Origin of the sequence: Paenarthrobacter sp. TYUT067, assembly GCF_023656375.1 — a bacterium.
Lineage (GTDB): Bacteria > Actinomycetota > Actinomycetes > Actinomycetales > Micrococcaceae > Arthrobacter.
In genome coordinates this window covers 16,460-40,790 of the sequence record NZ_JAMOIT010000015.1, presented here as the reverse complement: position 1 = coordinate 40,790, position 24,331 = coordinate 16,460, and the positions used below count along the sequence as shown (strand labels likewise).

Here is a 24,331-nt window from a genome sequence, read left to right as displayed (position 1 = left end):
GGATTCGGTGGGCTGTCCGCCGATTTGCCCGGATTTGCAACAATGGTTAGGTGACTGTTGTAGCAACGCCCCCCGCACCAAAGCTTGAGCTCCCGCCATTGAAGCTTGGCAGGATCACCGTGGATACCCCCGTGATCCTTGCCCCGATGGCCGGCATCACCAACTCGGCCTTCCGCAGGCTCTGCCGTGAATACGGCGGCGGCATGTACGTGGCCGAGATGGTGACGTCCCGTGCCCTTGTGGAGCGGACGCCGGAATCGTTGCGCATCATCTCCCATGATGAGGACGAGAAAGTCCGTTCCGTGCAGCTCTACGGCGTGGATCCTGTGACGGTGGGCGCCGCGGTGCGGATGCTGGTGGAAGAGGACCGGGCCGATCACATCGACCTCAACTTCGGCTGCCCCGTGCCCAAGGTCACCCGGCGCGGTGGCGGTTCAGCGCTTCCCTGGAAGATCGATCTGTTCACCTCAATCGTCAATACAGCAGTCAAGGAAGCCGCCAAGGGCGATATCCCGCTCACCATCAAAATGCGCAAAGGCATTGATGAGGATCACCTGACGTACCTCGACGCCGGCCGGATCGCCCGCGACGCCGGAGTAGCCGCCGTCGCACTTCACGGCAGGACTGCCGCGCAGTTCTATTCCGGCCAGGCCGACTGGTCCGCCATTGCCCGCCTCCGCGAAGCTCTGCCGGACATCCCGGTGCTGGGCAACGGCGACATTTGGTCTGCCGAGGATGCAGTTCGCATGGTCCGGGAAACCGGTGTGGACGGTGTCGTAGTGGGCCGCGGTTGCCAGGGCCGCCCCTGGTTGTTCGGCGACCTCCAGGCAGCGTTTGAGGGCAGCGACCAGCGGCACCGCCCCGGGCTTCGGGAAGTGGCGGAGGGCGTCTACCGCCATGCTGAGCTGATGGTGGAGACCTTCGGCAACGATGAATACAAGGCACTCCGTGAGATCCGCAAGCACATGGCCTGGTACTTCAAGGGCTATGTTGTGGGTGGCGAACTCCGCGCCAAACTGGCCACCGTTCCCACCCTCGAGGTGCTGCGCGAATACCTTGATGAACTGGATATGGACTCGCCCTACCCGGGAGTCGATTCCGAGGGCCCCCGCGGCCGCGCTGGTTCGCCCAAGAAGCCTGCGTTGCCCAAGGACTGGCTGGAGAGCCGTCAGCTGAACGCTGAACAGAGCGCGGATATCTCGGCCGCAGAGCTGGACGTTTCGGGCGGCTAGCCTCACACGTGTAAGACTGACTCAAGAAGCTCCACACCCCGGCGCTTGAAGGAGGCAGATACCCATGGGAACCGAAGCGATTCTTGGCCACGACGGGACGGCCCACGATTTTGTGCTGGCCATCCCCGGATACGCCGAGGCAGATTCCGCGCGGTGGGTCGAAGAGCCCCGCAAGAGCAACTATCGCTCCGACTTTGAACGGGACCGCGCCAGGGTCCTGCACTCCTCGGCGTTGCGCAGGCTCGGCGCAAAAACGCAGGTAGTTGCCCCGGACACGGATGACTTTGTCCGAACCAGGTTGACCCACAGCCTGGAGGTGGCGCAGGTAGGCCGCGAACTGGGCCGGTCCCTCGGCTGTGATCCTGATGTGGTGGACACTGCATGCCTAAGCCACGATCTCGGCCATCCGCCCTTCGGCCACAACGGTGAGTCCGCGCTCAATGAAGTTGCGCACACCATTGGCGGCTTCGAAGGCAACGCCCAAACCCTGCGGCTCCTGACCCGCCTGGAACCCAAGGTACTGGCAGAGGACGGCAGGCCTGCAGGACTCAACCTGACCCGTGCCAGCCTGGACGCCGCGTCCAAGTACCCGTGGTCCGCCGTCGATGCTCCTGTCATTCATGGGCACCGCACCAGCAAATTCGGCGCCTACGAGGACGATCTTCCCGTCTTTGAATGGCTGCGTGAAGGCGCTCCGGGCAACCGTTCCTGCATCGAGGCCCAGGTGATGGACCTTGCAGACGATATTTCCTACTCGGTTCACGATGTTGAGGATGCGATCGTCGCCGGTCATTTCCAGCTCAAATGGATGGAAAACCCGGACCACCGGGCGCGCGTGGTGGGCTACACCAAGCAGTGGTATTTGCCGCACAACGATCCCGCCGAGATTGATGCTGCCCTTGCCCGCCTGGAAGCCACCAAAGTTTGGGTCCGCGAAGCTGACGGCAGCCGGAAATCCATGGCTGCGCTGAAGGATATGACCAGCCAGTTGATAGGCCGGTTCTGCCAGAGTGCCATGGAAACCACCCGCGCTCATTTCGGCCCGGCCAACCTCACCCGGTACGACGCCGAGCTCATGGTTCCCGAGGAGACCGTCACTGAGATTGCGGTCCTCAAGGGCCTGGCCACCACGTTCGTGATCTCCACCGATCACCGCCAGCCGGTGTACGAGCGTCAACGCGAAGTGCTGCACGCACTGGTCGGCGTCTTGAACGCCACAGGTGACCGTCACCTGGAGCCGATGTTTGCCTCTGACTGGCGCGACGCCGTCGACGACGGTGCGCGGCTGCGCGTGGTGATCGACCAAGTCGCTTCGCTGACGGACGTCTCCGCGTTGGCCATGTATGAGCGGCTTGTGGGAAGCCTTCCCTCGCTCTGGTAGCCCGCGGAACCCTGCCGTTAACGGCGGGGACGCCCGGGGCGAGCGACTAGGATGGTGACGTGGCTGGCCTGATCAAACGTGAAGATATAGACGAAGTACGCCAGCGCACGGATATCAAGGAAGTCGTTGACGGTTACGTCACCCTCAAGGGCGCCGGGCTAGGCAGTTTCAAAGGCCTGTGCCCGTTCCACGACGAACGCTCACCCTCGTTCACTGTCCGCCCGCAAGTGGGCCGATACCACTGCTTCGGATGTGGGGAAGACGGCGATGCTATCTCCTTTGTCCAGAAAATGGACCATAGCTCGTTCCACGAGGCCGTAGAGAAACTGGCTGCCAGAATCGGCTATGAGCTGCGCTATGAGGATGGCGGCACCGGTCCCAGCCGTGAAGAGGTGGGCAAGCGCCAACGCCTGTTGGACGCTCACAAGATCGCCGATGAGTTCTTCCGTGCGCAGTTGCTGACGCCGGGAGCTGCCGAGGGGCGGAACTTCCTGGACGGCCGCGGTTTCGACCGCGCCGCCGCCGAACATTTTGGCGTCGGATACGCGCCCCAGGGCTGGGACGCACTGTTGAAGCATCTCCGAGGCCGTGGGTTCACTGATGCTGAGTTGAAGCTCACAGGCATGTTCTCGGAAGGAAACCGGGGAATCTACGATCGTTTCCGTGGAAGGCTGATCTGGCCCATCAGGGACATCGCAGGCGACACCATCGGCTTCGGCGCCCGGAAGCTCTACGAGGACGACCAAGGCCCCAAATACCTGAACACTCCTGAAACCACGCTGTACAAGAAATCCCAAGTCCTCTACGGGATCGACATCGCCAAACGGAACATCGCCAAGGAACGTCAATTGGTAGTGGTGGAGGGATACACGGACGTCATGGCCTGCCACCTCGCCGGAGTTACGACGGCGGTGGCCACCTGTGGTACTGCTTTCGGTACCGAGCACATCAAGGTGGCCCGGCGGCTGCTCTCGGACGACGGCAGCGGGGGAGAGGTCATCTTCACCTTCGACGGCGATGCCGCCGGCCAAAAAGCTGCCCTGCGGGCATTCGAAGAAGACCAGCGGTTCCAAGCCCAGACGTACGTGGCTGTTGAACCCAGCGGCGCCGATCCCTGTGATCTTCGTCAACTCAAGGGCGATTCCGCGGTGCGGGATCTGATTAGCAGCCGGAAACCCCTCTTTGAGTTCGCCATCAAGGCCTCGCTCCGCAGGCACAACCTCGACACCGTGGAAGGGCGCGTGGCCGCCTTGCGCGAAGCCGCCCCCGTGGTGGCGCAAATCAGGGACTCTGCCGCGCGGCCGGGCTACACCCGCGAACTTGCCGGGTGGCTGGGCATGCCCATCGAAGAGGTCAGTCGATTCGTTGGCGGAGCTGCCAAGCGCGCCGCCGCGGGCGGCGCGGGAGAACAGTCGACGGCACCGGCGTCGAGCGGTCCCGTCTTCCAACGGCCCGATCCCCGGGACCCCATAGCCGGTATGGAACGCCAAGCGCTTGAAGTGGTCCTCCAGGAGCCATCAGTGCTGGGCGGGGGAGCCTGGGAGCGTTTCGAGGCCTCGCAGTTCACCACTCCTGCTTACGCCGCCGTCCACACTGCCGTGCGGGCTGCCGGTCTGGCACACTCGGATGACCCCGTGGCGTGGGTGGAGCAGGTCCGTCAGGAAGTCCCCGAGCCCTTGAGGCCACTGGTCTCGGAGTTGGCAGTGACGCCCCTGCCGGCGAGCACTGCCGAGGCCATGCAGCGGTACTGCCGTGACATCCTGGCCCGTCTTTTCGAATTGCAGATCACCAGGATCAAAGCAGACAAGATGGGTCAGCTGCAGCGCTTGGATGCAGGTGCCAATCCGGAGGAGTTCCAGCGGCTGAACCGGGAGCTGATGCAACTCGAAATGGAGCGCAGGTCGCTGCGTTCGGACGGTTGAAAGCGCCGATTTCACTTTCCGGCGGGCCCCTGTTAAGCTAGTAACCGCTTCATTCCTCCGTAGCTCAATTGGCAGAGCATTCGACTGTTAATCGAAGGGTTACTGGTTCAAGTCCAGTCGGAGGAGCGCGCAATACCCCCGTTTCGAGTCTTCGAAACGGGGGTATTTTTATACCCCCGAGGGGTATGGGGAGTCGATTTCGCATTCCGGTAGAACCTTTGCTAAAGTCATAACCGCTTCATTCCTCCGTAGCTCAATTGGCAGAGCATTCGACTGTTAATCGAAGGGTTACTGGTTCAAGTCCAGTCGGAGGAGCAACAGGACCCCGTACCGGCTTTTCAGCTGGTGCGGGGTCTGCTTTTTGATCACACAAAATCCATCTCCACTTGCAGGAACCGGGCCGCCTCGACCACCGCCGCCAGGAAGGAATCCTGCTCGGTGGGCGGAGTCCGGGGTTCCCGGGGATGCCATTCGTGGGGCGCCGAATAAACGCGGGTAAAGCCGCCTCCTGGCGGGGCATAGAAGATGCCAAAGCGTTGGACCGGCCATTCCGGCGAGGTCTCCGGTGCGACCAACAGCGCGGCGTCGGTTTCGAGGTTGTACCACTGGGCAATGGGTCTGCGACGGTCATCGGTAAAGAGCCCGGCGGCGTAAAGTGCAGCCGACTGAGGGCTGGTCACCGAGCACAGGCGGTCCCACCACAGCGGCAGGATGCGTTCATCCCGACGCTGCCACGGTGCCGGAAGCGGCTGCAGCTCTTGCCCATGTGGCACAGCTCAACTTTATCGCCGGTCCCGGGCTGGCAAAAGGGCAAAGGCTATTTTGAGAGTCCAAGCCTTGGGTACAGTACGTCGAAACCCTTGGTCAGGCCTGCGTTCAACGCCAAGCCAACGTGACCGCCGTTAGGCACTTCGTAGTACGTCACGGTCATCCCAGCATCCCGGGCGGCAGCGGAGACTGCCTTGGCGGCTGCCACGTACGTGGTGTCGTCCGAGCCTACGGTGAAAACTGCCGTTGTGTTAGGGAACTGCTTGCCTTTCATGTTGTTGATGGGCTTCTGGGCATCGTAGGCAGCCTGGTTGCCATCGAAGATCGATGCAAGGTTGCCGGCCGGGTCCTCCGCGCCGGGAAATTCCTCGCCGGAGATGTCCACCACGTTGCCCCACATCTGCGGGTATTTGACCGCGAACGAGATTGCGCATTGGCCGCCATTGGAGTAGCCGGCTATGGTCCAGTGTTCGCGGTCCTCGAGGATGTTCAAGTTCGCTTTTGCCCAATTCACCACGTCCTGGTTGATGTACTTCTCAACGTTGCCGTACTTGGCGGTGTCCAGGCAGAGGGTGTCATTCTGGTCGGGGCCGATCTGGTCTGCCACGATTGCGATGGGGGCAAGGCCGTTGTTCCTGGCTGCGAACTCGTCCAGGGCGGCCGAAACGTATTGCGGATCAGGAAGTCCCGGCTGGCCCATCATGAGGACGAACAAGGGCAGCTTGGGCGGATGTGCCGTGAGGGCGGCAGGGGGCAGGTAGATGCCCGCAGGCCTGGCGACAAAACCGGAGGCGGTGGCTGGTATGACCTGGGTTCCTGCTTCGCCCTTCGCCGGCTGGTCGGCAGGGGGCTTCCAGCTCTGCCATAGCGGACCGGCCGGGACAGGGGCGTCCGGGTCAGGTTTGGCCAGTTGAATGGCGTCCTCCGTGGAGATTCCCAGCGCTGAGCCCAAGGTTTTGTTGAGCCCGAACTCGGTGTTGATGCCCAGACCGGCCACCACCACGAACACCGGAATCGAGAGAGCCGCCACTACCTTCCGCCAGCGCTGACTATGGCGGAAACTGACTACGGCCAGACTCACGGCGGCAAAGCAGGAAATCGCCCAGAACCACACCCGCGGCGTCAGCCCCACATGAAAGACGTCCATGACGTCCTCCACGAGCCACACGGTCAACCACCCGAACAGTCCCGCCACCACAATCGCCGTGATCGCGGTACGGGCCCAACGCGCTGACGGTCTCAGGAACAACAGCAGGAAAAAGCCGACGCCGATCACCCCGGCGATGATCATGACGACGGGGCCGCTGATCTCGAGCTTCAAGAGCTCGTTCATGACCGGGAGGTCCGCTCGTGCCTCATGCGGCTGGCTCCTTGGCTACCATTTGCCGCAACAGCCCGGCGCTCTGCGTGGGGGACAGCCCCGGCAGGTAGGCCGAACCCACCGCGATGCCGATGGAAGGCAAGGCCAACGGGTCCTGGTAGTACATGTATAGCGTCCTGTGTTCGGGCTGGAACCTTGATTTGAAAGCGGCCAAGGATTTGAAACCGTACATGGGTTCCAGGGCGTTTCCCAGGAGCGCAAGGACGCGGTCCAAAGCGCTGCGGTCTCCATCGCCGGCACCGGCCCCTGCAGTGGCGAGCGGTGAGCCGGATAGGGAGATTTGGGGTACTTCTTCTTTGAAGTGGGTCACGGCAGAGGCGATCAGGAATTCCATGACGCCCTTGAAACCTGTGGTGCGGCGGCGCATGAAGTCCAAGGTCCACCCTGAGATGACCCCGTGGGTGAAGACCGGGAGCCAGCTGGTTACCCCGTGGACCAATCCGTCGTCATCCACCGCCACGCAGCAGAGCACCTCGGGATCTTTGAGCTCGTTCAAGCCGCCCAGGGTGAAGCCCATCTCCGGAAGGGCCTTATCGGCCACCCATTCTTCGGAGATCTCAGCCAGCTGCGCCCTGATTCCCGGAGGCATCTCAGGGTAGGGGTACCAGTGATCCTTGATGGCAAGTTTGTCTGCGCGGTTGAGTGCGGTCCGGACGTTCTGCCACTCTTTCCCCTTGAAGGTCATGGCCTGGACGTTGAGGAGTGTCTCTTCAGCTACTTCCAATTTCCTGAAGCCGTGGGGGAGCAGTGGGACATCCAGCTCTGCCGTTGCCGAATAGAAGCACGGGATCAGGCCCAGGTTGGCGCAGTGCTTGACGAAACCCGTCGCTGCCTCGGCATGGTGCTCCTCAGCGCCGAAAGGGCCGGCAACGGTGAGGGCCACCCCGTTATGGACCTGATAGGCGATTCCAGCTTTCCTGTCCGGGGTGAACCAGTACTGGTTGTTGTCCCAGAGAGCCATCCAGGACAACGTGCCGCCGCCATCATGCAGCAGTTCCCTGGCGTGTCCCAGATCCGCCGCCGGATCGGTGGCCAGCATCCTGAACCGCCGGAAGTTGTTCAGGACCAGCACCAGGATGCAGAGCCAGATGATGTCCCCGCCCAGGCCGTACAGCACTGTGCTGAGCAGGCCCTGGGGCAGGGCCACCACGAAGGGGACCGGGAAAGGTACCAGGATGTGGGTCAGTTGCCCGGCAAGGTCCAACAGGGTGGAGCGGCCCGGGTTGCCTTCGAGGAACCAGAAGATCACATAGAAGATCACAGCGGCCACAGCCAGAACGAGCGAGGTCCGGCCAAGAACCCGGTACCCGGCGTCGCTGGATTCGACGCGGAACTTATGCCGGTTCACCAGAAGCAGCACCGCGATGATGACAGGCGCGAGGACTGCGGGGACCGCGTACAGCAGGAGGTAGGCGAAGTCGTCATCGCCTAGTGTGACCCCCGGATCGGTCACGTACTGAAGGATGGAGAGGACAGTTACGGCTGCCAGATACAGCTGGATCACAAGGGTCAGCCGGTACGCGAGCCGCCGGCCGCGCCTCAGACCCTCAGCGCAGACCAGCAACAGCAGCACAGGAATCAGCGTCAGGATGGCCGCGCCGAAGCTCTGGACACCCACGATGCTTTGCAGGGTGACACAGTTGTTGTCGTTATTGCAGGCTTCCTGAACCTCATCGGCGTCGGGACTTGCCTGAAGCATCACCTCGGAAACCACCGACAGGGGGCCGACTTCCCACGTTCCGGTCAGTTGCGTCAGCAAAGGTCCCACCGCGAAGACACCCACCACGGTGCCCACCAGGAAACGTGTTTCGCGAAGGCTTGAGGAGTGCAACGAGCCTGCCCTGCGGCGCAGGACCAGCGACTGGATGGCCCAACCTGCCAGGATGCCGATCACGGCCCCGGCAAGCGCCTGCAGGGTTTGGGCGACCCCAACGAACAAGGCAAACATCAGCGTGGCGGCCAGCAACCACGTCCGCAGGCGCCGACGCCACAGTGCATCAAGCGCCGCCGTCGAACATCCCAGCGCTGCGGCGGCGCCACCATAGGCGCCCACTACATATTCGCCGCCCAGGAAACTGAGCCATTGGTCGCTGGCATCCGTTCCGAAGGTCACCAGCACCACAAGTACCAGGGCACTGAGGGCTGAACCGGCAATGAAAGCAGCCAGGGCCAGCCAAGGCCCCATAACGCGTTCGGCGATGCCCACACCCACCAGGATCGCCGCTGTGCAGGCCAGGTAGTCGAGCAAGGAGGAGGCGAAGAACCCCGAGGTGAAGATTGACCACCACGGTCCTGGCTCCACTGCCAAGCCAATTCCCACTTGATCCAGCAGATCTTGTCCGGGGCCGTTGACGAGGCTGCCGGAGATAGCGCCCAGCACCCAAAGGAGCACCACCAGCGCCAGCGTCAGCGGCAACCTCCGTAAGGTTGCCAAGCCGCGAACACTGCCCCGGAATACAACAGCCGTGCTCATGTGATGTCCCCTTCACCGGTTCAAGCACCGGTTACCCGGCTGGCCACCATTCTGCCCTGCGGTACGCGGTTAGGGGAGGGGTTGGTGGTTCCCGACGTCGGCGGGTCGCCTGCGGGGCCGGCTTAGTCATGCTTGCAGCTGGCTTAGTCCCGCTTCCAAGGGCCGGGGTTCACGCGGTAGAGCACAGCGGCGCCGATCACGGCGCCCAGGATGGCGCCGAACAGTGCGCTTCCCGCGGCGCGACCGAGAAGAGCACCGGCCAGGGCTCCAAGCAAGGCGCCAAGGAAGAGGCCCCTGCCGTTGCGGTGCGGTTTATTAGTCATGGTCACAGCCTACGGGGCCGGTTCTCAAGAGCCGGTCCTCAGGAGTCGGCCTAATGAATAGACGGAACCGACCGCGGCCGCACAACCAGCCAAAGCGCCGCAATAGCGCCAGTGATGCAGACGGCCATGACCGCGCCCATGGGTACAGCGGAGCTGACGCCCAGCCAACCCACCACCGGCGGGACAATACCGGCCATCATGAATTGGGATGCGCCCAGGAGCGATGCAGCGGTGCCCGCTTGCGCGCCGTGGTTGGCCAGGGACAGGACCTGAACGCACGGGAACATGAAGCCAGTGGCGCAAATGTAGAACCACAGAGGGATGAGGATGCCCCACAAACCCACATGGAACAGGTCAAGCACCACGATCAGCAGGGCGATGAACAGCATGAAGGCCGTAGCACCGGCCACGATCCACTGCGGAGCCACCCGTCGGATCAGTCGGGAGCTGATCTGTACGCCTGCCACGATGCCCAAGGAGTTGATACCGAACAGGATGCCGTATTCCTGCGGCGAAAAGCCGTAGACGTTTTGGAAAAGAAAGGTCGATGCTGATAGATAAGCGAAAAGTCCACCGAAATTCAGGCTTCCCACCAGCACCATGCCCACAAAGATCCTGTCCGTCAGGACGGTCTTGTAGCGCTGGCGCACGGTGACAGTGGATTTTCCCCGCTGCTCAGCCGGAAGTGTTTCCCGGATGAAGAAGATCGAAGCAAGGATGACCAGCAGTCCATAAGCGGCCAGGAAGAAAAAGATGCCCGGCCAAGGGAAAGCCAACAGCAGCTGGGAGCCGATGACCGGCGCCAGGATGGGGGCCAATCCGTTAACCAGCGACATCCGCGAGAACATCCGGACCATGGAGTAGCCGTGGAAGAGATCCCGGACCATGGCCATGGCCACCACGCCACCTCCGGCAGCACCGATCCCCATGAGCACGCGGAATAACGACAACATCCCGATGTCTGTGGCAAGCGCCGCACCCAGCGATGAGCCGATATGCACGGCTGTGGCCAGAATGAGCGGAAGCCGACGCCCCACCTTGTCACTGAAGGGTCCCACCAGCAGTTGGCCGAGCCCGAAGCCAACCGTGGTACCGGTCAGAGTGAGCTGGATCGCCGCCGCCGAGACATCAAAACTCTCTTCCAAAGCGGGGAACGCCGGAAGATAGAGGTCGATCGTGAAAGGACCGAGGGCGGTCAGTGCACCCAACAAGAGAATGTAGACGAGTTTTTCGCGTCGGCTCAGAGAATCGCCCGGAGCAATGGGAGAGGTCACGATCATCTATCCTATGGCCCGGATCATATTTATTGGACGTATGACGGGCGCGCCGGGGCATGATGCCGAAAGTTCAGCAGGAACCTGAATGATAGCTTTGAGGACAGGTGTCCGCGGGGATGGTTTTTCGCCGCGTTCGCCTTACACGATGCCCAGAGGAAGCAGTTAGGCGGAACCCATGAGTGGACGTCACACCGGCCGGCCCAGTCAAGGACCAGCCATTCGTACTTTGCCGAAGACCCTCAAGCTCGTAGCAAGGCTGGCTCCGAGGCAACTCAACGACGAAATAGCCTTGGCGAAGGTTGAACTCAAGCGAAAAGCCACGCAGGTTGGCATCGCCGGTGCCTTCTTCGGAGTAGCGCTTGTGTTCATGGCGCTCCTGGTCATTGCACTGGTTGTCGCGGCGATCCTGGGATTGGCCACCATTATGCCTGGCTGGCTGGCGGCTCTGATTGTTGCCGCCTTTTTCCTGGTGATTGTGGCCATCGCGTCCCTGATTGGTATTGCCAAGTTCAAGAAGGCCATGCCCTTGGTCCCCGAGGACACCATCCGGGGGATCAAACATGATCTGGGAATCGCCAAGGAAGGCTCTGACTTCGACGAGTCCATCCTCGATCCCAACTCGCCCGCCGCCAAGGCAGCCAAGGCCGAAAAGGAAGCGGCTGCGCAGAAGGCCAAGGCAGAGAAGGCTGCAAAGGAAGCCGCCAAGGAAGCCGATGCCGTCAAGGCGCCCACCGAAGCCGAGCTTCGCTCGCGCCTGAAGCGCCGCCGCGAACACCTCACGGGCGTTCGCGACGAGCTCGGTGAGCAGCTGGACGTCAAGAAACAGGGCCAGGCCCTGCTGCAGAGCGCCAATGGAAAGTTCCAGGAGAGCAGGGAATTCGCTGCGGCGAAGTTTGCCGACCTTGGAGACTCCGTCCCTGAGAGCCTCACCGAACGGCTTGCCGCCCGGTGGAAGGACCTTGCTGCGTTTGCCACGGCTGCAGTGGTGTTCGTTGTTGCACTGCGGAAGTTACTGAAGAAGTAGCAGCCAGCGGCGCCACCAACACTGAAGACGAGGAAGGGGGAGAAGATGAGATTGATCGGAGCTGGGTCGCACCCTGACCGGCCGCAGGTTGATCACGACCTCATCTTCACTGTCCCCAACATCCTCACGGTACTTCGCTTCATGGGTGTGCCACTGTTCGTCTGGCTCGTCCTGTCCGAACAGGAGTACGGTTTCGCGGTCCTGGTGCTCGTCATCATGGGCAGTACCGACTGGGTGGATGGCTACATCGCCAGACGCTTCGACCAGACTTCCAAGCTTGGCCGGATCCTGGATCCCATGGCAGACCGGGCCGCACTGCTGGCGGTCGCCTTCACACTGGCGATTGCCGGCGTCGTGCAGTGGTGGTACCTGGCCGCGCTACTGGTGCCGGACGCCGTCCTGGCTGTTGCATCCCTGATCTACTTCCGGAGCCACCCGGACCTTCCGGTGAGCATCATCGGCAAGATCCGCACGGGGCTGCTGCTGATTGGTACGCCGTTGCTGGTCCTGTCCAAGTTGCCCATTGCCTTCACCGACGTCTACTTCGTGGCCGCCTGGACGTTCCTGGGCCTGGGCCTGATCGGCCACTGGATAGCCGCTTACAACTACTACTGGGCCATCCTGCGCAAAGGAAAAGAATTGAAAACCGACGACGGCGGACGAGGCTGATGGTCTGGCTGGCGGTTTTTCTCGCGGTACTTGGTGCCTTCTTCCTCGCCATCGGCGCCCAGCGGCAGGGCAGCGCCGTGAAAGCCGACACCGGCGGCTTGGCGCTAAGCTCCAACGGTTTCCTGCGGCTCCTGCGGAATCCCCGATGGATGCTGGGCCTGCTGTTCCTCGCCCTCGGAATGGTGATGAACGCCATCGCCTTGGTCTCAGCACCTCTCACGGTGGTGCAGCCTATTGGTGCCATTGCGCTGGTGATCACCACAGTGGTCAATGCCAAGGACCAAGGTTTGAGCATCAACCGTGCAACCGTGGTGGCCATCAGTGCCTGTGTGACTGGTTCGGCGCTTTTCGTGCTCCTGGCCGTCAACGTCACGCAGGAGAACCATCACGTCAACAGCGACGACGAACTGACAATCGTTCTCCTCCTGGCCCTTGCGGTGGGCATTTTTGGGACACTTGCGGTTCTGTTCAAACACCGGATGAGTGCCTTCATCTACATTTTGGGAGCCGGTGTCCTGTTCGGCTTCGTCGCCGTTTTGACCCGCATCATCGGCAAGCACCTGCTGGACCCCAACGGCTTGTTCCTGCTGAACGTTCAGTGGTACACGCTGATAGCGATCGTGGCCGCCGGGGGACTGGGGTCATGGTTCGTTCAGAGCGCTTATTCCGGCGGCCCACCGGACCTGGTCATTGCCGGCCTGACCGTGATCGACCCCATGGTGGGCATCGCAATTGGCATTGTGATTCTGGGTGAGCTTCGTCCCGATGTCCACGCCGTGATGGCCATCGCCATGGCGGCGGCCGCTACGCTTGCTATCGTGGGGGTTATTGCCCTAAGCCGGCACCATCCGGAAGTCACCAAACGCAAGAAGGATGCAAAGGCGGCTGCCAACCGGAAAGCCCAGGGCAAAGCTTGACCTTGCGCCACCGCTGTTGCGGGCGGCAACCCGGCGACACCGCAGCATTGCCACAAGCAGTGCTGTCCGCACCGTGACCATCAGGAGTTCTCCACGTGACCATTCCCGACACCAACAAGCCCCTCACTATTCTGATTGCCGCGGATACCTACCCGCCGCATGTCAACGGTGCCGCCCAGTTCGGCTACCGCCTGGCCAAGGGGATGACGGCACGCGGACACAACGTGCACGTATTGGCCTGCCGTCCGGACACAGGCAAGAGCTATACCGAGTTCCGCGATGAAGCCACCGTTCACCGGCTCCGCTCGCATGGCGTTTTCACCCATGAGTACTTCCGTATTTGCTTCCCGTGGGAAATCAAGAAGGAAATCAGCCTCCTCTTCGACAAAGTCCAGCCTGACGTCGTTCACATCCAGAGCCACTACATGATCGGTGAACACGTCCTCTACGAGGCCGTGAAACGCGGCATCAGGGTTGTGGCCACCAACCACTTCATGCCCGAGAACCTCAACCCGTTCCTGCCCTTCCCGCAGTGGTTCAAGGACATTGTGGGACGAGTTTCGTGGAAAGACATGGGCAAGGTCATGGGCCAGGCCGACGTGGTCACCACACCCACACCGCTCGCTGCCAAGGCCATGCACCAGCACGCTTTCCTGCGGAAGGTCCTGCCCCTTTCCAACGGCATCGACTCGTCCGCGTACGAGCTGCAGCCAGGTGAAGTCATTGAGCCGCATGCCAACCCCACCGTCCTGTTCGTGGGCCGGCTTGCCGAAGAAAAGCACATCAACGTGCTGATCGATGCCGTGGCCAAGACTCCACGGGAACTGAACGTGAACCTCGAAATCGTGGGTGGCGGCGAAGTTCGCCCAGCCCTTGAAGCCCAGGTAGCTAAGCTTGGGCTGGGGGACCGGGTGAGGTTCCTCGGGCTGGCCAGCGACGAGGACTTGCGTGAGGCCTACATCAAGGCCGACATTTTCTGCATGCCCGGGACAGCCGAGCTTCAGTCACTGGTGACGCTGGAGGCCATGTCTGCTTCCACTCCTGTGCTGCTGGCCAACGCCATGGCGCTGCCGCATTTGGTTCGCGACGGGGAGAACGGTTACCTCTTCACCCCCAACGACAGCAACGAGTTGGCGGCAAGGATCACCCAACTGGTGGAACTTCCCCGGGACGAGCTTGAGGCCATGGGCAAGTTGAGCCGCGAGATGGTGGAGCCGCACAGCATCAACAGCACCCTTCAGACCTTCGAGGACCTCTACCGGGGCGCTACGTACGAGGACATGGTGGTGTGACAAAAGCACTCTCCAGGACCTATTAGAATTGCTGGAGTGCTTTGCCCGGAACTGCTGCTTTGCGGTGGCCGGACCGGGCATCAAGGGGCTATAGCTCAGCTGGTTAGAGCGCGGGACTCATAATCCTAAGGTCCTCGGTTCAAGTCCGAGTAGCCCTACATTTCATGCAGGAGCCGTGGCCGATGATCCATCGTCGGCCACGGCTCTTGCTGTCACTGGTCGCTAAGAGCGGCTGACAACTCGTGGCGAAGGCGTGCTTCCTCGCCACTGCCCGTGGTGGGCAAACGCACGAGGCGGATCTTGTGGGCGCGGCAGATGGCGTCTTTGAGTGCATCCCGCGCGCGCTGCATCGGATTGTTCTCATGGAACGCATAACCATCCACCTCAACGGCAAGAACGGGAATGTTGCTGATGCGGTTGTAGACCACAAAGTCCAAAGTTGCGCGGTTTTGGACGTAGGAATGCTGGTCGGGCGTGAGCATCGACAGGTCCGGCAGCAGGCTCCTCAGCACGACCTGCGGAGCTATGGCCAAGTCGCTGAAAGGCTCATCCCCGATCAGTACAGTCAGCAGCGTCCATACGATGTTTTCCGAGGGGAACTGTGAGGTGCCCCGGACCCTGCTGGCAAAGGGCCTCAAAAGAGTCGAATACTCCGTGTACAAGAGGTCGAAGACAGACAACACACTGCTGTCAAAAACACCATCGTCCGGGTTTCGGTATCGGATGAAGTGAACCAGATCCCGAAGGTGGCGACTTGTTGGAAGCATCTCATGGTTGGTTACCAGCACGAACCGCTTCACCGCGCGGGAAACTGCGACATTGACCAAATGGGGGTCGTCCACAAAGCCAATGCCAGATTGCCCGCTGTTCGTTTCGTCCAGGACAGTGCTCATGATGATTACGGACTTTTGCCGCCCCTGAAACTTGTGGACTGTATCGGCCTGGATGTTATTGAGCAGTGCCTCTGTGACCTTGTCCACTTGCCGCCGATAGGGTGTGACCACGCCGATGTCGTGGTCAGGAATGCCTGAACAGAACTGGTCGAGTACTTCCTTGGCAATGACGTCTGCCTCGCGCTGGTTGGTTCGGCCACCACTGAGGTGCTGACGCATGTGGTTCCCGGCAGCAGTACGGACTACGACGAGAGGCCGGCCCTCAGCGTCGCCGGTGGTATAGGGAACGAGTTGCCCGCCGTAGAACTTCCTGTTGCAATAGTCGATGATCGCAGGATCGCACCGGTAGTGCTCCCGGAGCATGGTGCGCGGAAGGTCGGCCCCGAATTGCCCGATCATCGAGGACAGAATGTTGTGCAGCGTGTAATCGACGTTTGGTGACGGTGCTTTCAAGGCGTTCCTTGAGGCTTTTTCGTCGGTGATGTGTTGGAGCTGCTGCAGGTCGCCCACAACGATGACGTTCCGGGCACATGAGAGCGCCAGACCGGCAGCGAGCAGATCAACCTGGGACGCTTCGTCGATGATCAAGTAATCCAGGAGCGTTCCCGTGGGAACGTTTCTTCGCAAGGAGTGGCAGGTGCTGAGTACTACCGGATAGTCGGAGGTGAATTCCGCGAAGGCAGTCTTGTAACTGCTTTCCGTGTAGGTCCTTCTCCGCTTCCGGGCATATCGAAGATGGAGTGCCGCGTCGAGCCGTTGCCTGGAGGCCAGCTGATGGTCCTCTTCCAGAGCCGGGTAGTCCTCGGCAGCCAGAATCTCATTCCCTCTATCAATGAGGCGCCCCAGCTCTGCGATTTTCTTATGGTAATAGGCGCCCTGCAGACCCAGGACAACATCAGTGTCGCTGCTGTTCGCTTTGCCCAGTGCCCCGTATCGCAGTCGAAGTCCCATGCGTCTGAAGAACCTGCGCAGCGGACCCTCATCCTGAGGGACGGAGGACGTCTCGGCCAGAAATTCGAGGATGCGGCGGGACGAGCCGGGCAGGGTCGGTACTGCGCTCAGTCCATCGGAGTCAGGGTGGGTCGCGTGAAGGAAGAAATGGCGCCTCTCGAGTTTGAACGCTTCCAACTCCTGCTTCCACTGCGCCAGCTGCAGGGCCGTCTCCTGTAAGCCGCGCAAGCGTTTGTCGAGGGCAGCTACCTGCTCCGCTGGAGGCGCTTCGTGGCGGGGTCTGCTGAGGAAGCGATCGACATCGGCATTTCTGCTTTCCTGACGGGCGAAGAATTCGTCCATTTTCTCCTTGCGTCGAAGGTCCGCCACGATGTAGCCCACACCTTCTTGCCCGAGTTTGTCGCGAACGTTCTCAACTGCGGCGTTATTGAAGGAGACGACTCCAACCGTCTTGCCCGGAACGGCGACAATGTTGGCGACGACGTTGAGTATGGTTTGCGTCTTTCCTGTTCCGGGCGGACCGTCGATCACGGAGATTCGGTGGCTGAAGCCCTTCAGCAGGGCCTCACGTTGGCTGATGTTAGAGGGGAAGGGCAGGATGGGGTGCTGTTGATCCTGCCCTGCGGAATCAATGGACTGACCCTGGAGGTAAAGTTCCAGCGCGCTTCCTTTCGGGATGTTCCGAAAATTCTCATACTGCCGGCGGAGTGGGTCATCCTCCCGCAGCTTCGACGACACATCCCGCCAGTAATCAAGGACTGCTTGGGCCTTTAGTTCTTCATCGGACGGCCGGGCGATGGCTATCTCAGTGTCCTGACAACTTTGATACCCGATTCCCGAACCAGCCGCGTGAAAAACACGCCACCATGTTCCCTGGGGCGACTCGAAGCGGAGAACCTCTGTAACGCCGTCAAGCACCCTGCCCCGAATGGTCACCGTGTCCTGGCGCCCAAGGTTTGTCGACGCCGGATTCCGCAGGATGATGACGTTTTCCGCTGAGTACTTGTAGCTCTTTCCGGAACCAAAGGTCAGCCGCACGAAGGCGCCGTCGGCACGGTACTCCACCACCTCAGAGGTCTTGTCATCAAGACCTTTGTGGTGGCGGCTACGGACCAGAATCGCCTCGCGTCGTGGATTGATCATCGGAAAGTCCCCCAGTTGAGTGCGGCGCATCACAACCGACGTTACAGAACGGTCGCGTGGGAACAGTGCATTGGTGACCGGGATTGGGATGCCCTCCATTGCGGGGACCGTAGAACGTGCGGTATGTTACTGAACAGTAACTTACTACCTGCCGGTACCTTGGCTGCACCGTTTCCCATCGAGGCTGTGCAGTTCTTCCGGACCTGATGTGGTCGCAGGCGACCACCCTTGAAGGAGCGAATATGTCCAACGCTGCATTCGACGCCACCAACCTCCCGTATGCCGACGGCGACTTCTACGCCTTCGAGCAGATGCTGACAGGAAAAGAGCAGGACCGTCTGGCGGAAGTCCGCGAATTCCTCACCCGCGAAGTCAAGCCCATTGCCGTGGATTGCTGGAACCGTGGCGAGTTCCCCATGGACCTCATCCCCAAGCTTGGCGAACTGGATCTCGTCAGCCCGGTTCGGCGTCAGGGGTACTCCAACCTGTTCTCCGGCATGCTCCACGCAGAAGTGACCCGTGCTGACGCTTCGATCGCCACGTTCATGGGTGTCCACGACGGGCTCTTCACGGGCTCGATTGAGGCCCTGGCGTCGCAGGAGCAGAAGGATGCCTGGCTGCCGGACATTTACTCCCTGAAGAAGATCGGCGCCTTCGGACTGACCGAGCCCCTGGGTGGCTCCGACGTCGCTGGTGGAACGCGCACCACCGCCAAGCGGGACGGCGACACCTGGATTCTCAACGGCGCCAAGCGCTGGATCGGCAATGCCACGTTCTCCGACTGGGTGGTCATCTACGCCAAGGACGTGGAGGACAACCAAGTCAAGGCGTTCCTGGTGGACACCGCACTTCCGGGCTACTCGGCCAGCAAGATCGAGAACAAGATCTCCCTGCGTACGGTCCAGAACGCGGATATCGTTCTGGACAACGTGGTGGTGCCGGACTTCTTCAAGCTTGCCAACGGCAACAGCTTCCGTGATACCAACAAGGTGCTCAAGGTGACCCGTCTGGCTGTGGCCTGGCAGGCTGTGGGGCTGCAGATGGCTGCCTTCGATGTCGCCCGCAGTTACGCCGTGGAGCGTCAGCAATTCGGGCGGCCGCTGGCGGCGTTCCAGTTGGTGCAGAACCAGTTGGTCCAGATTCTCGGAAACACCGTAGCCTCCATGGGCATGATGGTTCGCCTGGCCCAACTCGAAGACGCGGGTGTGGCCAAGGACGAGCAGTCGGCTCTGGCGAAGGCCTTCACTACGGCACGCATGCGCGAAAGCGTTGCGCTGGGACGCAGCATCCTGGGCGGCAACGGAATCGTTACGGACTACGGAATGGCCAAGATCTTCTCCGATGCGGAGGCCATCTACTCCTACGAGGGCACGCATGAGATCAACACTTTGGTGACCGGCCGTGCCATTACGGGCGTTTCTGCCATCGTCTAAGACGCTTGCTGCGTGGCGGGGACCCATCTTCGGCGGCGATCAGTGCAGCGGCAACAGGACGGATGGCCGCATGTCCTCCACGAGACCCAGGGGATTGACATAGTCCTCGCCGCGCCGCACGCCCCAATGAAGGCATGCGGCGCTGTTGCAGTGACCGGGCTCTACGGTGCCCATAACCTGACCCTTGCGCACGGTGTCACCGGCTTTGAGTTCACTGCTCACCGGCTCGAAGCTGCTCTTGAGGCCATCGCCGTGATCGATGGTCACTACAGGACGGTCAACCACGACGCCGACAAAGGTCACCACGCCATCCGACGGCGCGGTGACCGGGCCGCCGTCGGGCGTTGGCCCTAAATCAACACCCCGATGCCCGCTGAGCCAGGGCTTGTCCGGCGGGTCGAACGTTCGCAGCACGGCAGGTTTGGGGGAGAGGGGCCAACTCCAGCGTGGGTTGACCGGCGCAGGCGTCATGGCAGTGGTCGCCACGACGGTCAGGGCGGCAACAGCGGCCATCAGGGCCTTCAAAAACGTCATGGACCAAGCCTTCTGCCGAACGCCCCCTGGATCGATCCCCGGGCTTCCGTATGTGGATAACGCGTGGTTTCCTACGGTCAAAGCGGTGGGGTCGCTGTAGTACACTTGGTGGAGCAGTTTGCTGTGCCCTCGAGCTTGTTCAGGAGCATGTCTCATTCAGATGTGCGGGGGTCCCAGGCTGACTACGCGTATCCAGCCCTCCACCAGCGAAGCCTCACGGTTTTGTGCTGCGGAGGATTGTGCCTCTTGCGGTCCGGCAGAGCTTAGGCTCCATGCCGGATGAGAAGCGCAATGGATGCCAGGAGCCGCGCCCATCCGGGCAAAGGCTAAACAACCGTCAACTATTGGCAGGGTAAGAGCAGTCCCATGGGCTCTCTCATGAATGACCTGCCGGAAGGAGCGTCGGCATGCCCGTCGTAACTATGCGCCAGCTGCTTGACAGCGGCGTCCACTTTGGACACCAGACCCGTCGTTGGAACCCGAAGATGAAGCGCTTCATCTTCACGGAGCGCAACGGCATCTACATCATTGACCTTCAGCAGTCGCTGTCCTACATCGACCGCGCTTACGAGTTCGTCAAGGCTACTGTTGCCCACGGCGGCACCGTCCTGTTCGTCGGCACCAAGAAGCAGGCTCAGGAAGCAATTGCCGAGCAGGCTACGCGCGTCGGCCAGCCGTACGTCAACCAGCGTTGGTTGGGCGGTATGCTCACCAACTTCCAGACCGTCGCCAAGCGTATCCAGCGCATGAAGGAACTCGAAGAGATCAACTTCGACGACGTCGCCGGTTCGGCTTACACCAAGAAGGAGCTCCTGCTCCTCAAGCGTGAACTCACCAAGCTTGAGTCCAACCTCGGTGGTATCCGCAACCTGACCAAGGCTCCCTCGGTCCTCTGGGTTGTTGACACCAAGAAGGAACACCTTGCTGTTGACGAAGCCAAGAAGCTGAACATCCCGGTTGTTGCCATCCTGGACACCAACTGCGATCCCGACGAAGTTGACTTCCCGATCCCGGGCAACGACGACGCCATCCGCTCCGTCAACCTGCTGACCCGCGTTGTTGCCGACGCCGTGGCTGAGGGCCTCATCGCCCGCAACCAGCGCGCAACCGGCACCACCGAAGCTCCGGAAGAGCCGCTGGCTGAGTGGGAGCGCGAGCTCCTCGAAGGCAGCAAGGCCGAAGAAGCAGCGGCAACCGAGGCTCCGGCAGCAGAAGCTCCCGCAGCTGAGGCTCCCGAGGCAACTGAAGCTGCAGCCGGCGAAGCCGAAGAAGCCAAGTAAATCTGGACCTTCCCTGATACCCGAAACGGCACCAGGGGCAACTGACAGGATGGCGGCTCACACGGTGGGCTGCCGTCCTGTCAGTTATGTAAACACACAAATTTCTAGACAGAGGGGTTCACATGGCGAACTACACTGCTGCTGACATCAAGGCCCTGCGCGAGCGCACCGGCGCCGGCATGATGGACGTCAAGAAGGCTCTTGACGAAGCCAACGGTGACGCCGAGAAGGCCATCGAAATCATCCGCATCAAGGGCCTCAAGGGTGCTACCAAGCGCGAAGGCCGTTCCACTGCTGAAGGCCTGGTTGCTGCCAAGGTCAACGGTGGCGTTGGCGTAATGATCGAGGTCAACTGCGAAACTGACTTCGTTGCCAAGGCTGACAAGTTCATCCAGCTGGCTGACAAGGTCCTCAACGTTGCAGTCGAGTCCGGCGCAGCCGATCTCGACACCCTGCTGGCCACCGAGGTTGACGGCAAGCCGTTGTCCGAGGTTGTTGTCGAAGAGGGCGCAGTCCTCGGCGAAAAGGTTGTTGTCCGCCGTATCTCCCGCGTTGAGGGCACCACGGTTGACGCTTACCTGCACAAGACCTCCAAGGACCTCCCGGCCCAGGTCGGCGTCCTGTTTGCTGTTGACGGTGAAGGCGAAGCCGCTTCCACCGCCGCACACGACATCGCTGTCCACGTTGCAGCCATGGCTCCGAACTACCTGACCCGCGAGGATGTCCCGGCCGAATTGGTCGAGTCCGAGCGTCGCATCGCCGAAGAGACCGCAAAGGCTGAAGGCAAGCCCGAAGCTGCGCTCTCCAAGATTGTGGAAGGCCGCGTGACGGGCTTCTACAAGGGCGAAGTTCTGGTTGACCAGGCATTCGCCAAGGATTCCAAGAAGACCGTTGCACAGGTCCTCGAAGAAGCCGGCGTCAAGGCAACCGCAGTAACCCGTTTCCGCGTCGGAAACTAGTACTACATGAAAAGGGGTGGTCACTTCGGTGGCCGCCCCTTTTTCATGCACCCGTCCGGGTAGTACCTGCGCGGACCCACAGCACGATAATCTAGCCAAAGTCCACCAACGGGAAGGCACCATGGAAACCGTCAACACTGCTATCCAGCCCGAGAAGACCCGCCGCCGTGTACTTCTGAAGCTCTCCGGCGAGGTCATCGGCGGAGGCAAGCTCGGCGTCGATCCCGAGACAGTGCGCGCCATCGCCAAGCAGATCGCAGCCGCGGTCACTGAAGTCGAAGTGGCAATCGTCGTAGGCGGGGGTAACTTCTTCCGCGGCGCCGAACTGTCGCAAAGCGGCATGGACCGCTCCCGCGCCGATTACATGGGCATGCTGGGCACCGTGATGAACTGCCTGGCCCTGCAGGACTTCCTGGAGCAAGCCGGAGTGGAAACCCGCGTCCAGAGCGCCATCACCATGGGACAGGTTGCAGAGGCCTACATTCCGCGCCGCGCTATCCGCCATATGGAAAAGGGCCGTGTGGTCATTTTCGGTGCGGGTGCAGGACTGCCTTACTTCTCCACTGATACTGTCGCGGCGCAGCGCGCCCTTGAAGTGCACGCCGACGTGGTCCTCATGGCCAAGAGCGGCGTGGACGGCGTTTACACCGCCGATCCCAAGAAGGACCCCACTGCCGAGAAGCTGGATGTCCTCAGTTACGACGACGCCCTCCGCCGTGACATCCGCGTCATGGACCAGACCGCAATGACCATGTGCAAGGACAACAGCCTGTCCATGGTGGTCTTTGGCATGGAAGGCGAGGGCAACGTTACCCGCGCCATCCTCGGCGAAACGCTGGGAACCCTGGTTACTCCCTAGCAAGGGCTAGGATATTTCTAGGACCGTCCGCCCCTGGTGGCGGATCTTTACTGTGCATTGCTTTACTGTGCATTGCCGCCTGCAGTTGGGCAGCAACTATTTCTGAGGAGAAACCCGTGATCGAAGAGACCTTGCTCGAAGCCGGCGAGAAGATGGACAAGGCGGTGGAGGTAGCCAAGGACGATTTCGCCTCGATCCGTACGGGCCGGGCCAACCCCGCCCTCTACAACAAGGTGATCGTCGAGTATTACGGCACGCCTACTCCGCTCCAGCAGCTGGCCTCCTTCGGGGTGCCGGATGCCCGCACCATCCTGATTACCCCTTACGATAAAACCGCCCTGCGTGACATCGAGAAGGCCCTGAGCGACTCCGAGGTTGGCGCCAACCCCTCCAATGATGGCAACGTCATTCGCGTGACCATCCCGGAACTCACCAAAGAGCGCCGCAAAGAGTACGTGAAGATCGTCAAGGGCAAGGGTGAGGACGCCAAGGTTTCCATCCGTAGCATCCGCCGCAAAGCCAAGGATTCGCTGGACAAGCTCGTCAAGGACGGCGAAGCCGGCGAAGACGAGGGTGCACGCGCTGAGAAGGAACTCGACGCCCTGACCAAGCAGCACGTTGACAGCATCGACGAACTGCTCAAGCGCAAGGAAGCCGAGCTGCTCGAGGTCTGATGAACCAGGCTGAGCCGGCGCCCGCTGAGCGGGTCCCGACACGCGATACCCCCAAGCGCGCCAGGCGCGTGCGCAAGAACCCCACACCCAAGGCGGGCCGGAATCTTCCGGCCGCCATCGGCGTCGGGCTTGCCATGCTTTTGGCCGTTTTGGGCGGCTTGCTGTTCCTCCCGCTGGGATTCGTCCTCCTCACTACCGCTTTTGCGGTGCTGGGTGTCTGGGAGGTTTATAGGGCCCTTGAGGCGCAGGGCACCCGGATGCCGGTCATCCCCGTGATGATCGGCAGCTTGGTTATGCCGGTGTCTGCCTACTTCGGCGGACTTGAAGGTTTGCTTTTCACTATGACGGCGAGTTCTGTGGCCGTCTTGTTGTGGCGCTCCATAGAGAGCGCTGCAGGGGCGCCGCGGAGCGTGTTCGCCGGTGTCTTCACCCTGGCGTGGATTCCTTTCCTCATCAGTTTCGCCTCGCTTTCCCTGCACACCGCCGGCGGGCCCACTCCTGTGGGTTTCTGGCCCGACGGAATTCCCGAAGGCGCCTGGCAGATCGCGTCCATGCTGTTGTTGGTGGTATCCAATGACACGTTCGGGTACATTGTTGGCGCCTCCTTCGGGAAGCACCCCATGGCGCCAAAGATCAGCCCCAAGAAGTCGTGGGAGGGCTTCGCGGGGTCCGTCGCCGGGGCCATGCTGATTGGCGTCCTTGCGTGCATCTTCCTGCTTGACAGGCCTTGGTGGGTGGGTCTTGTGCTGGCCGTGGGAATGGTAGCCGCATCAACCGCCGGTGATCTCGCCGAGTCCATGGTCAAACGCGAACTTGGCGTCAAGGACATGAGCAGCATCCTGCCCGGCCATGGCGGCATCATGGACCGCCTGGACTCCATCGTGTTCGCAGCCCCCGTAGCCTATGTTCTGTTCGCGCTGCTGAGCGGCGTCTGACAACCCAATGA

20 protein-coding genes and 3 tRNA genes are annotated in these 24,331 nt (G+C 61.4%); 16 read left to right on the top strand and 7 right to left on the bottom strand.

The annotated features are described in order from the left end of the window. The first annotated feature begins 50 nt into the window (after window positions 1-50). The 5 genes from dusB to MOD31_RS14450 all read left to right on the top strand — a co-directional run bounded on the left by dusB (window position 51) and on the right by MOD31_RS14450 (window position 4,850). On the top strand, window positions 51-1,232 hold the full coding sequence (dusB, locus tag MOD31_RS14470) for a tRNA dihydrouridine synthase DusB (protein WP_142939728.1): 1,182 nt from the start codon (window positions 51-53) through the stop codon (window positions 1,230-1,232). Between the two features lie 64 nt (window positions 1,233-1,296). Then, complete coding sequence (locus tag MOD31_RS14465; RefSeq protein WP_142939727.1) at window positions 1,297-2,613, top strand: deoxyguanosinetriphosphate triphosphohydrolase; 1,317 nt, start codon at window positions 1,297-1,299, stop codon at window positions 2,611-2,613. A 59-nt stretch (window positions 2,614-2,672) separates the two neighbouring features. Next, window positions 2,673-4,535, top strand: a complete 1,863-nt coding sequence (gene dnaG, locus MOD31_RS14460; RefSeq protein ID WP_142939726.1) for a DNA primase — start codon at window positions 2,673-2,675, stop codon at window positions 4,533-4,535. A gap of 53 nt (window positions 4,536-4,588) precedes the next feature. Further along, a tRNA-Asn gene (locus tag MOD31_RS14455) sits at window positions 4,589-4,661 on the top strand. 116 nt (window positions 4,662-4,777) lie between these two features. Continuing rightward, window positions 4,778-4,850: transfer RNA gene (locus MOD31_RS14450), tRNA-Asn, on the top strand. A gap of 50 nt (window positions 4,851-4,900) precedes the next feature. Here the strand turns inward: MOD31_RS14450 and MOD31_RS14445 are convergent. The 5 genes from MOD31_RS14445 to MOD31_RS14425 all read right to left on the bottom strand — a co-directional run bounded on the left by MOD31_RS14445 (window position 4,901) and on the right by MOD31_RS14425 (window position 10,760). After that, a complete protein-coding gene (locus MOD31_RS14445; protein ID WP_250820956.1) occupies window positions 4,901-5,308 on the bottom strand; it encodes a hypothetical protein in 408 nt (135 codons plus the stop codon). A 44-nt stretch (window positions 5,309-5,352) separates the two neighbouring features. Next, entirely contained in the window at window positions 5,353-6,636 is a 1,284-nt protein-coding gene (locus tag MOD31_RS14440) for an esterase family protein (protein WP_250820955.1), read from the bottom strand. Between the two features lie 22 nt (window positions 6,637-6,658). Then, entirely contained in the window at window positions 6,659-9,157 is a 2,499-nt protein-coding gene (locus tag MOD31_RS14435) for a bifunctional lysylphosphatidylglycerol flippase/synthetase MprF (protein ID WP_142939723.1), read from the bottom strand. A 143-nt stretch (window positions 9,158-9,300) separates the two neighbouring features. After that, entirely contained in the window at window positions 9,301-9,480 is a 180-nt protein-coding gene (locus MOD31_RS14430) for a glycine zipper domain-containing protein (protein WP_142939722.1), read from the bottom strand. Window positions 9,481-9,530: 50 nt separating this feature from the next. Continuing rightward, complete coding sequence (locus MOD31_RS14425) at window positions 9,531-10,760, bottom strand: multidrug effflux MFS transporter (protein ID WP_142939721.1); 1,230 nt, start codon at window positions 10,758-10,760, stop codon at window positions 9,531-9,533. A 172-nt stretch (window positions 10,761-10,932) separates the two neighbouring features. Between MOD31_RS14425 and MOD31_RS14420 the strand changes: the two genes are divergently transcribed. The 5 genes from MOD31_RS14420 (at window position 10,933) to MOD31_RS14400 (ending at window position 14,817) form a co-directional block, all read left to right on the top strand. Beyond that, on the top strand, window positions 10,933-11,781 hold the full coding sequence (locus MOD31_RS14420; protein WP_142939720.1) for a phage holin family protein: 849 nt from the start codon (window positions 10,933-10,935) through the stop codon (window positions 11,779-11,781). A 45-nt stretch (window positions 11,782-11,826) separates the two neighbouring features. Next, window positions 11,827-12,450, top strand: coding sequence for a CDP-alcohol phosphatidyltransferase family protein (locus MOD31_RS14415; RefSeq protein ID WP_142939719.1), 624 nt, complete (start codon window positions 11,827-11,829; stop codon window positions 12,448-12,450). Further along, complete coding sequence (locus MOD31_RS14410; protein WP_142939718.1) at window positions 12,450-13,367, top strand: DMT family transporter; 918 nt, start codon at window positions 12,450-12,452, stop codon at window positions 13,365-13,367. Before MOD31_RS14415 ends, MOD31_RS14410 begins: the two co-directional genes overlap by 1 nt. Before the next feature lie 95 nt (window positions 13,368-13,462). Then, on the top strand, window positions 13,463-14,659 hold the full coding sequence (locus MOD31_RS14405) for a glycosyltransferase (RefSeq protein WP_142939717.1): 1,197 nt from the start codon (window positions 13,463-13,465) through the stop codon (window positions 14,657-14,659). 84 nt (window positions 14,660-14,743) lie between these two features. Then, a tRNA-Ile gene (locus MOD31_RS14400) sits at window positions 14,744-14,817 on the top strand. A 54-nt stretch (window positions 14,818-14,871) separates the two neighbouring features. Here MOD31_RS14400 and MOD31_RS14395 read toward each other — a convergent pair. Further along, window positions 14,872-17,745, bottom strand: a complete 2,874-nt coding sequence (locus tag MOD31_RS14395) for an AAA domain-containing protein (RefSeq protein ID WP_250820954.1) — start codon at window positions 17,743-17,745, stop codon at window positions 14,872-14,874. Window positions 17,746-17,888: 143 nt separating this feature from the next. Here MOD31_RS14395 and MOD31_RS14390 point away from each other — a divergent pair, with 143 nt between their 5' ends. Continuing rightward, on the top strand, window positions 17,889-19,079 hold the full coding sequence (locus MOD31_RS14390) for an acyl-CoA dehydrogenase family protein (RefSeq protein ID WP_250820953.1): 1,191 nt from the start codon (window positions 17,889-17,891) through the stop codon (window positions 19,077-19,079). Window positions 19,080-19,118: 39 nt separating this feature from the next. Here MOD31_RS14390 and MOD31_RS14385 read toward each other — a convergent pair whose 3' ends face one another. Then, entirely contained in the window at window positions 19,119-19,613 is a 495-nt protein-coding gene (locus MOD31_RS14385) for a M23 family metallopeptidase (protein ID WP_223942188.1), read from the bottom strand. Between the two features lie 407 nt (window positions 19,614-20,020). Between MOD31_RS14385 and rpsB the strand changes: the two genes are divergently transcribed. The 5 genes from rpsB (at window position 20,021) to MOD31_RS14360 (ending at window position 24,320) form a co-directional block, all read left to right on the top strand. After that, window positions 20,021-20,893 (top strand): 30S ribosomal protein S2, encoded by an 873-nt coding sequence (rpsB, locus tag MOD31_RS14380; protein WP_142939713.1) that lies wholly within the window; start codon window positions 20,021-20,023, stop codon window positions 20,891-20,893. A 122-nt stretch (window positions 20,894-21,015) separates the two neighbouring features. After that, window positions 21,016-21,852 carry a translation elongation factor Ts gene (gene tsf, locus MOD31_RS14375; protein WP_142939712.1) on the top strand — a complete coding sequence of 279 codons (837 nt, stop codon included), beginning with the start codon at window positions 21,016-21,018 and terminating at the stop codon, window positions 21,850-21,852. Between the two features lie 121 nt (window positions 21,853-21,973). Continuing rightward, a complete protein-coding gene (gene pyrH / locus MOD31_RS14370; protein WP_014921238.1) occupies window positions 21,974-22,711 on the top strand; it encodes a UMP kinase in 738 nt (245 codons plus the stop codon). Window positions 22,712-22,827: 116 nt separating this feature from the next. After that, complete coding sequence (frr, locus tag MOD31_RS14365) at window positions 22,828-23,385, top strand: ribosome recycling factor (RefSeq protein WP_011774219.1); 558 nt, start codon at window positions 22,828-22,830, stop codon at window positions 23,383-23,385. Next, complete coding sequence (locus tag MOD31_RS14360) at window positions 23,385-24,320, top strand: phosphatidate cytidylyltransferase (RefSeq protein ID WP_142939711.1); 936 nt, start codon at window positions 23,385-23,387, stop codon at window positions 24,318-24,320. Before frr ends, MOD31_RS14360 begins: the two co-directional genes overlap by 1 nt. Window positions 24,321-24,331 lie beyond the last annotated feature (11 nt).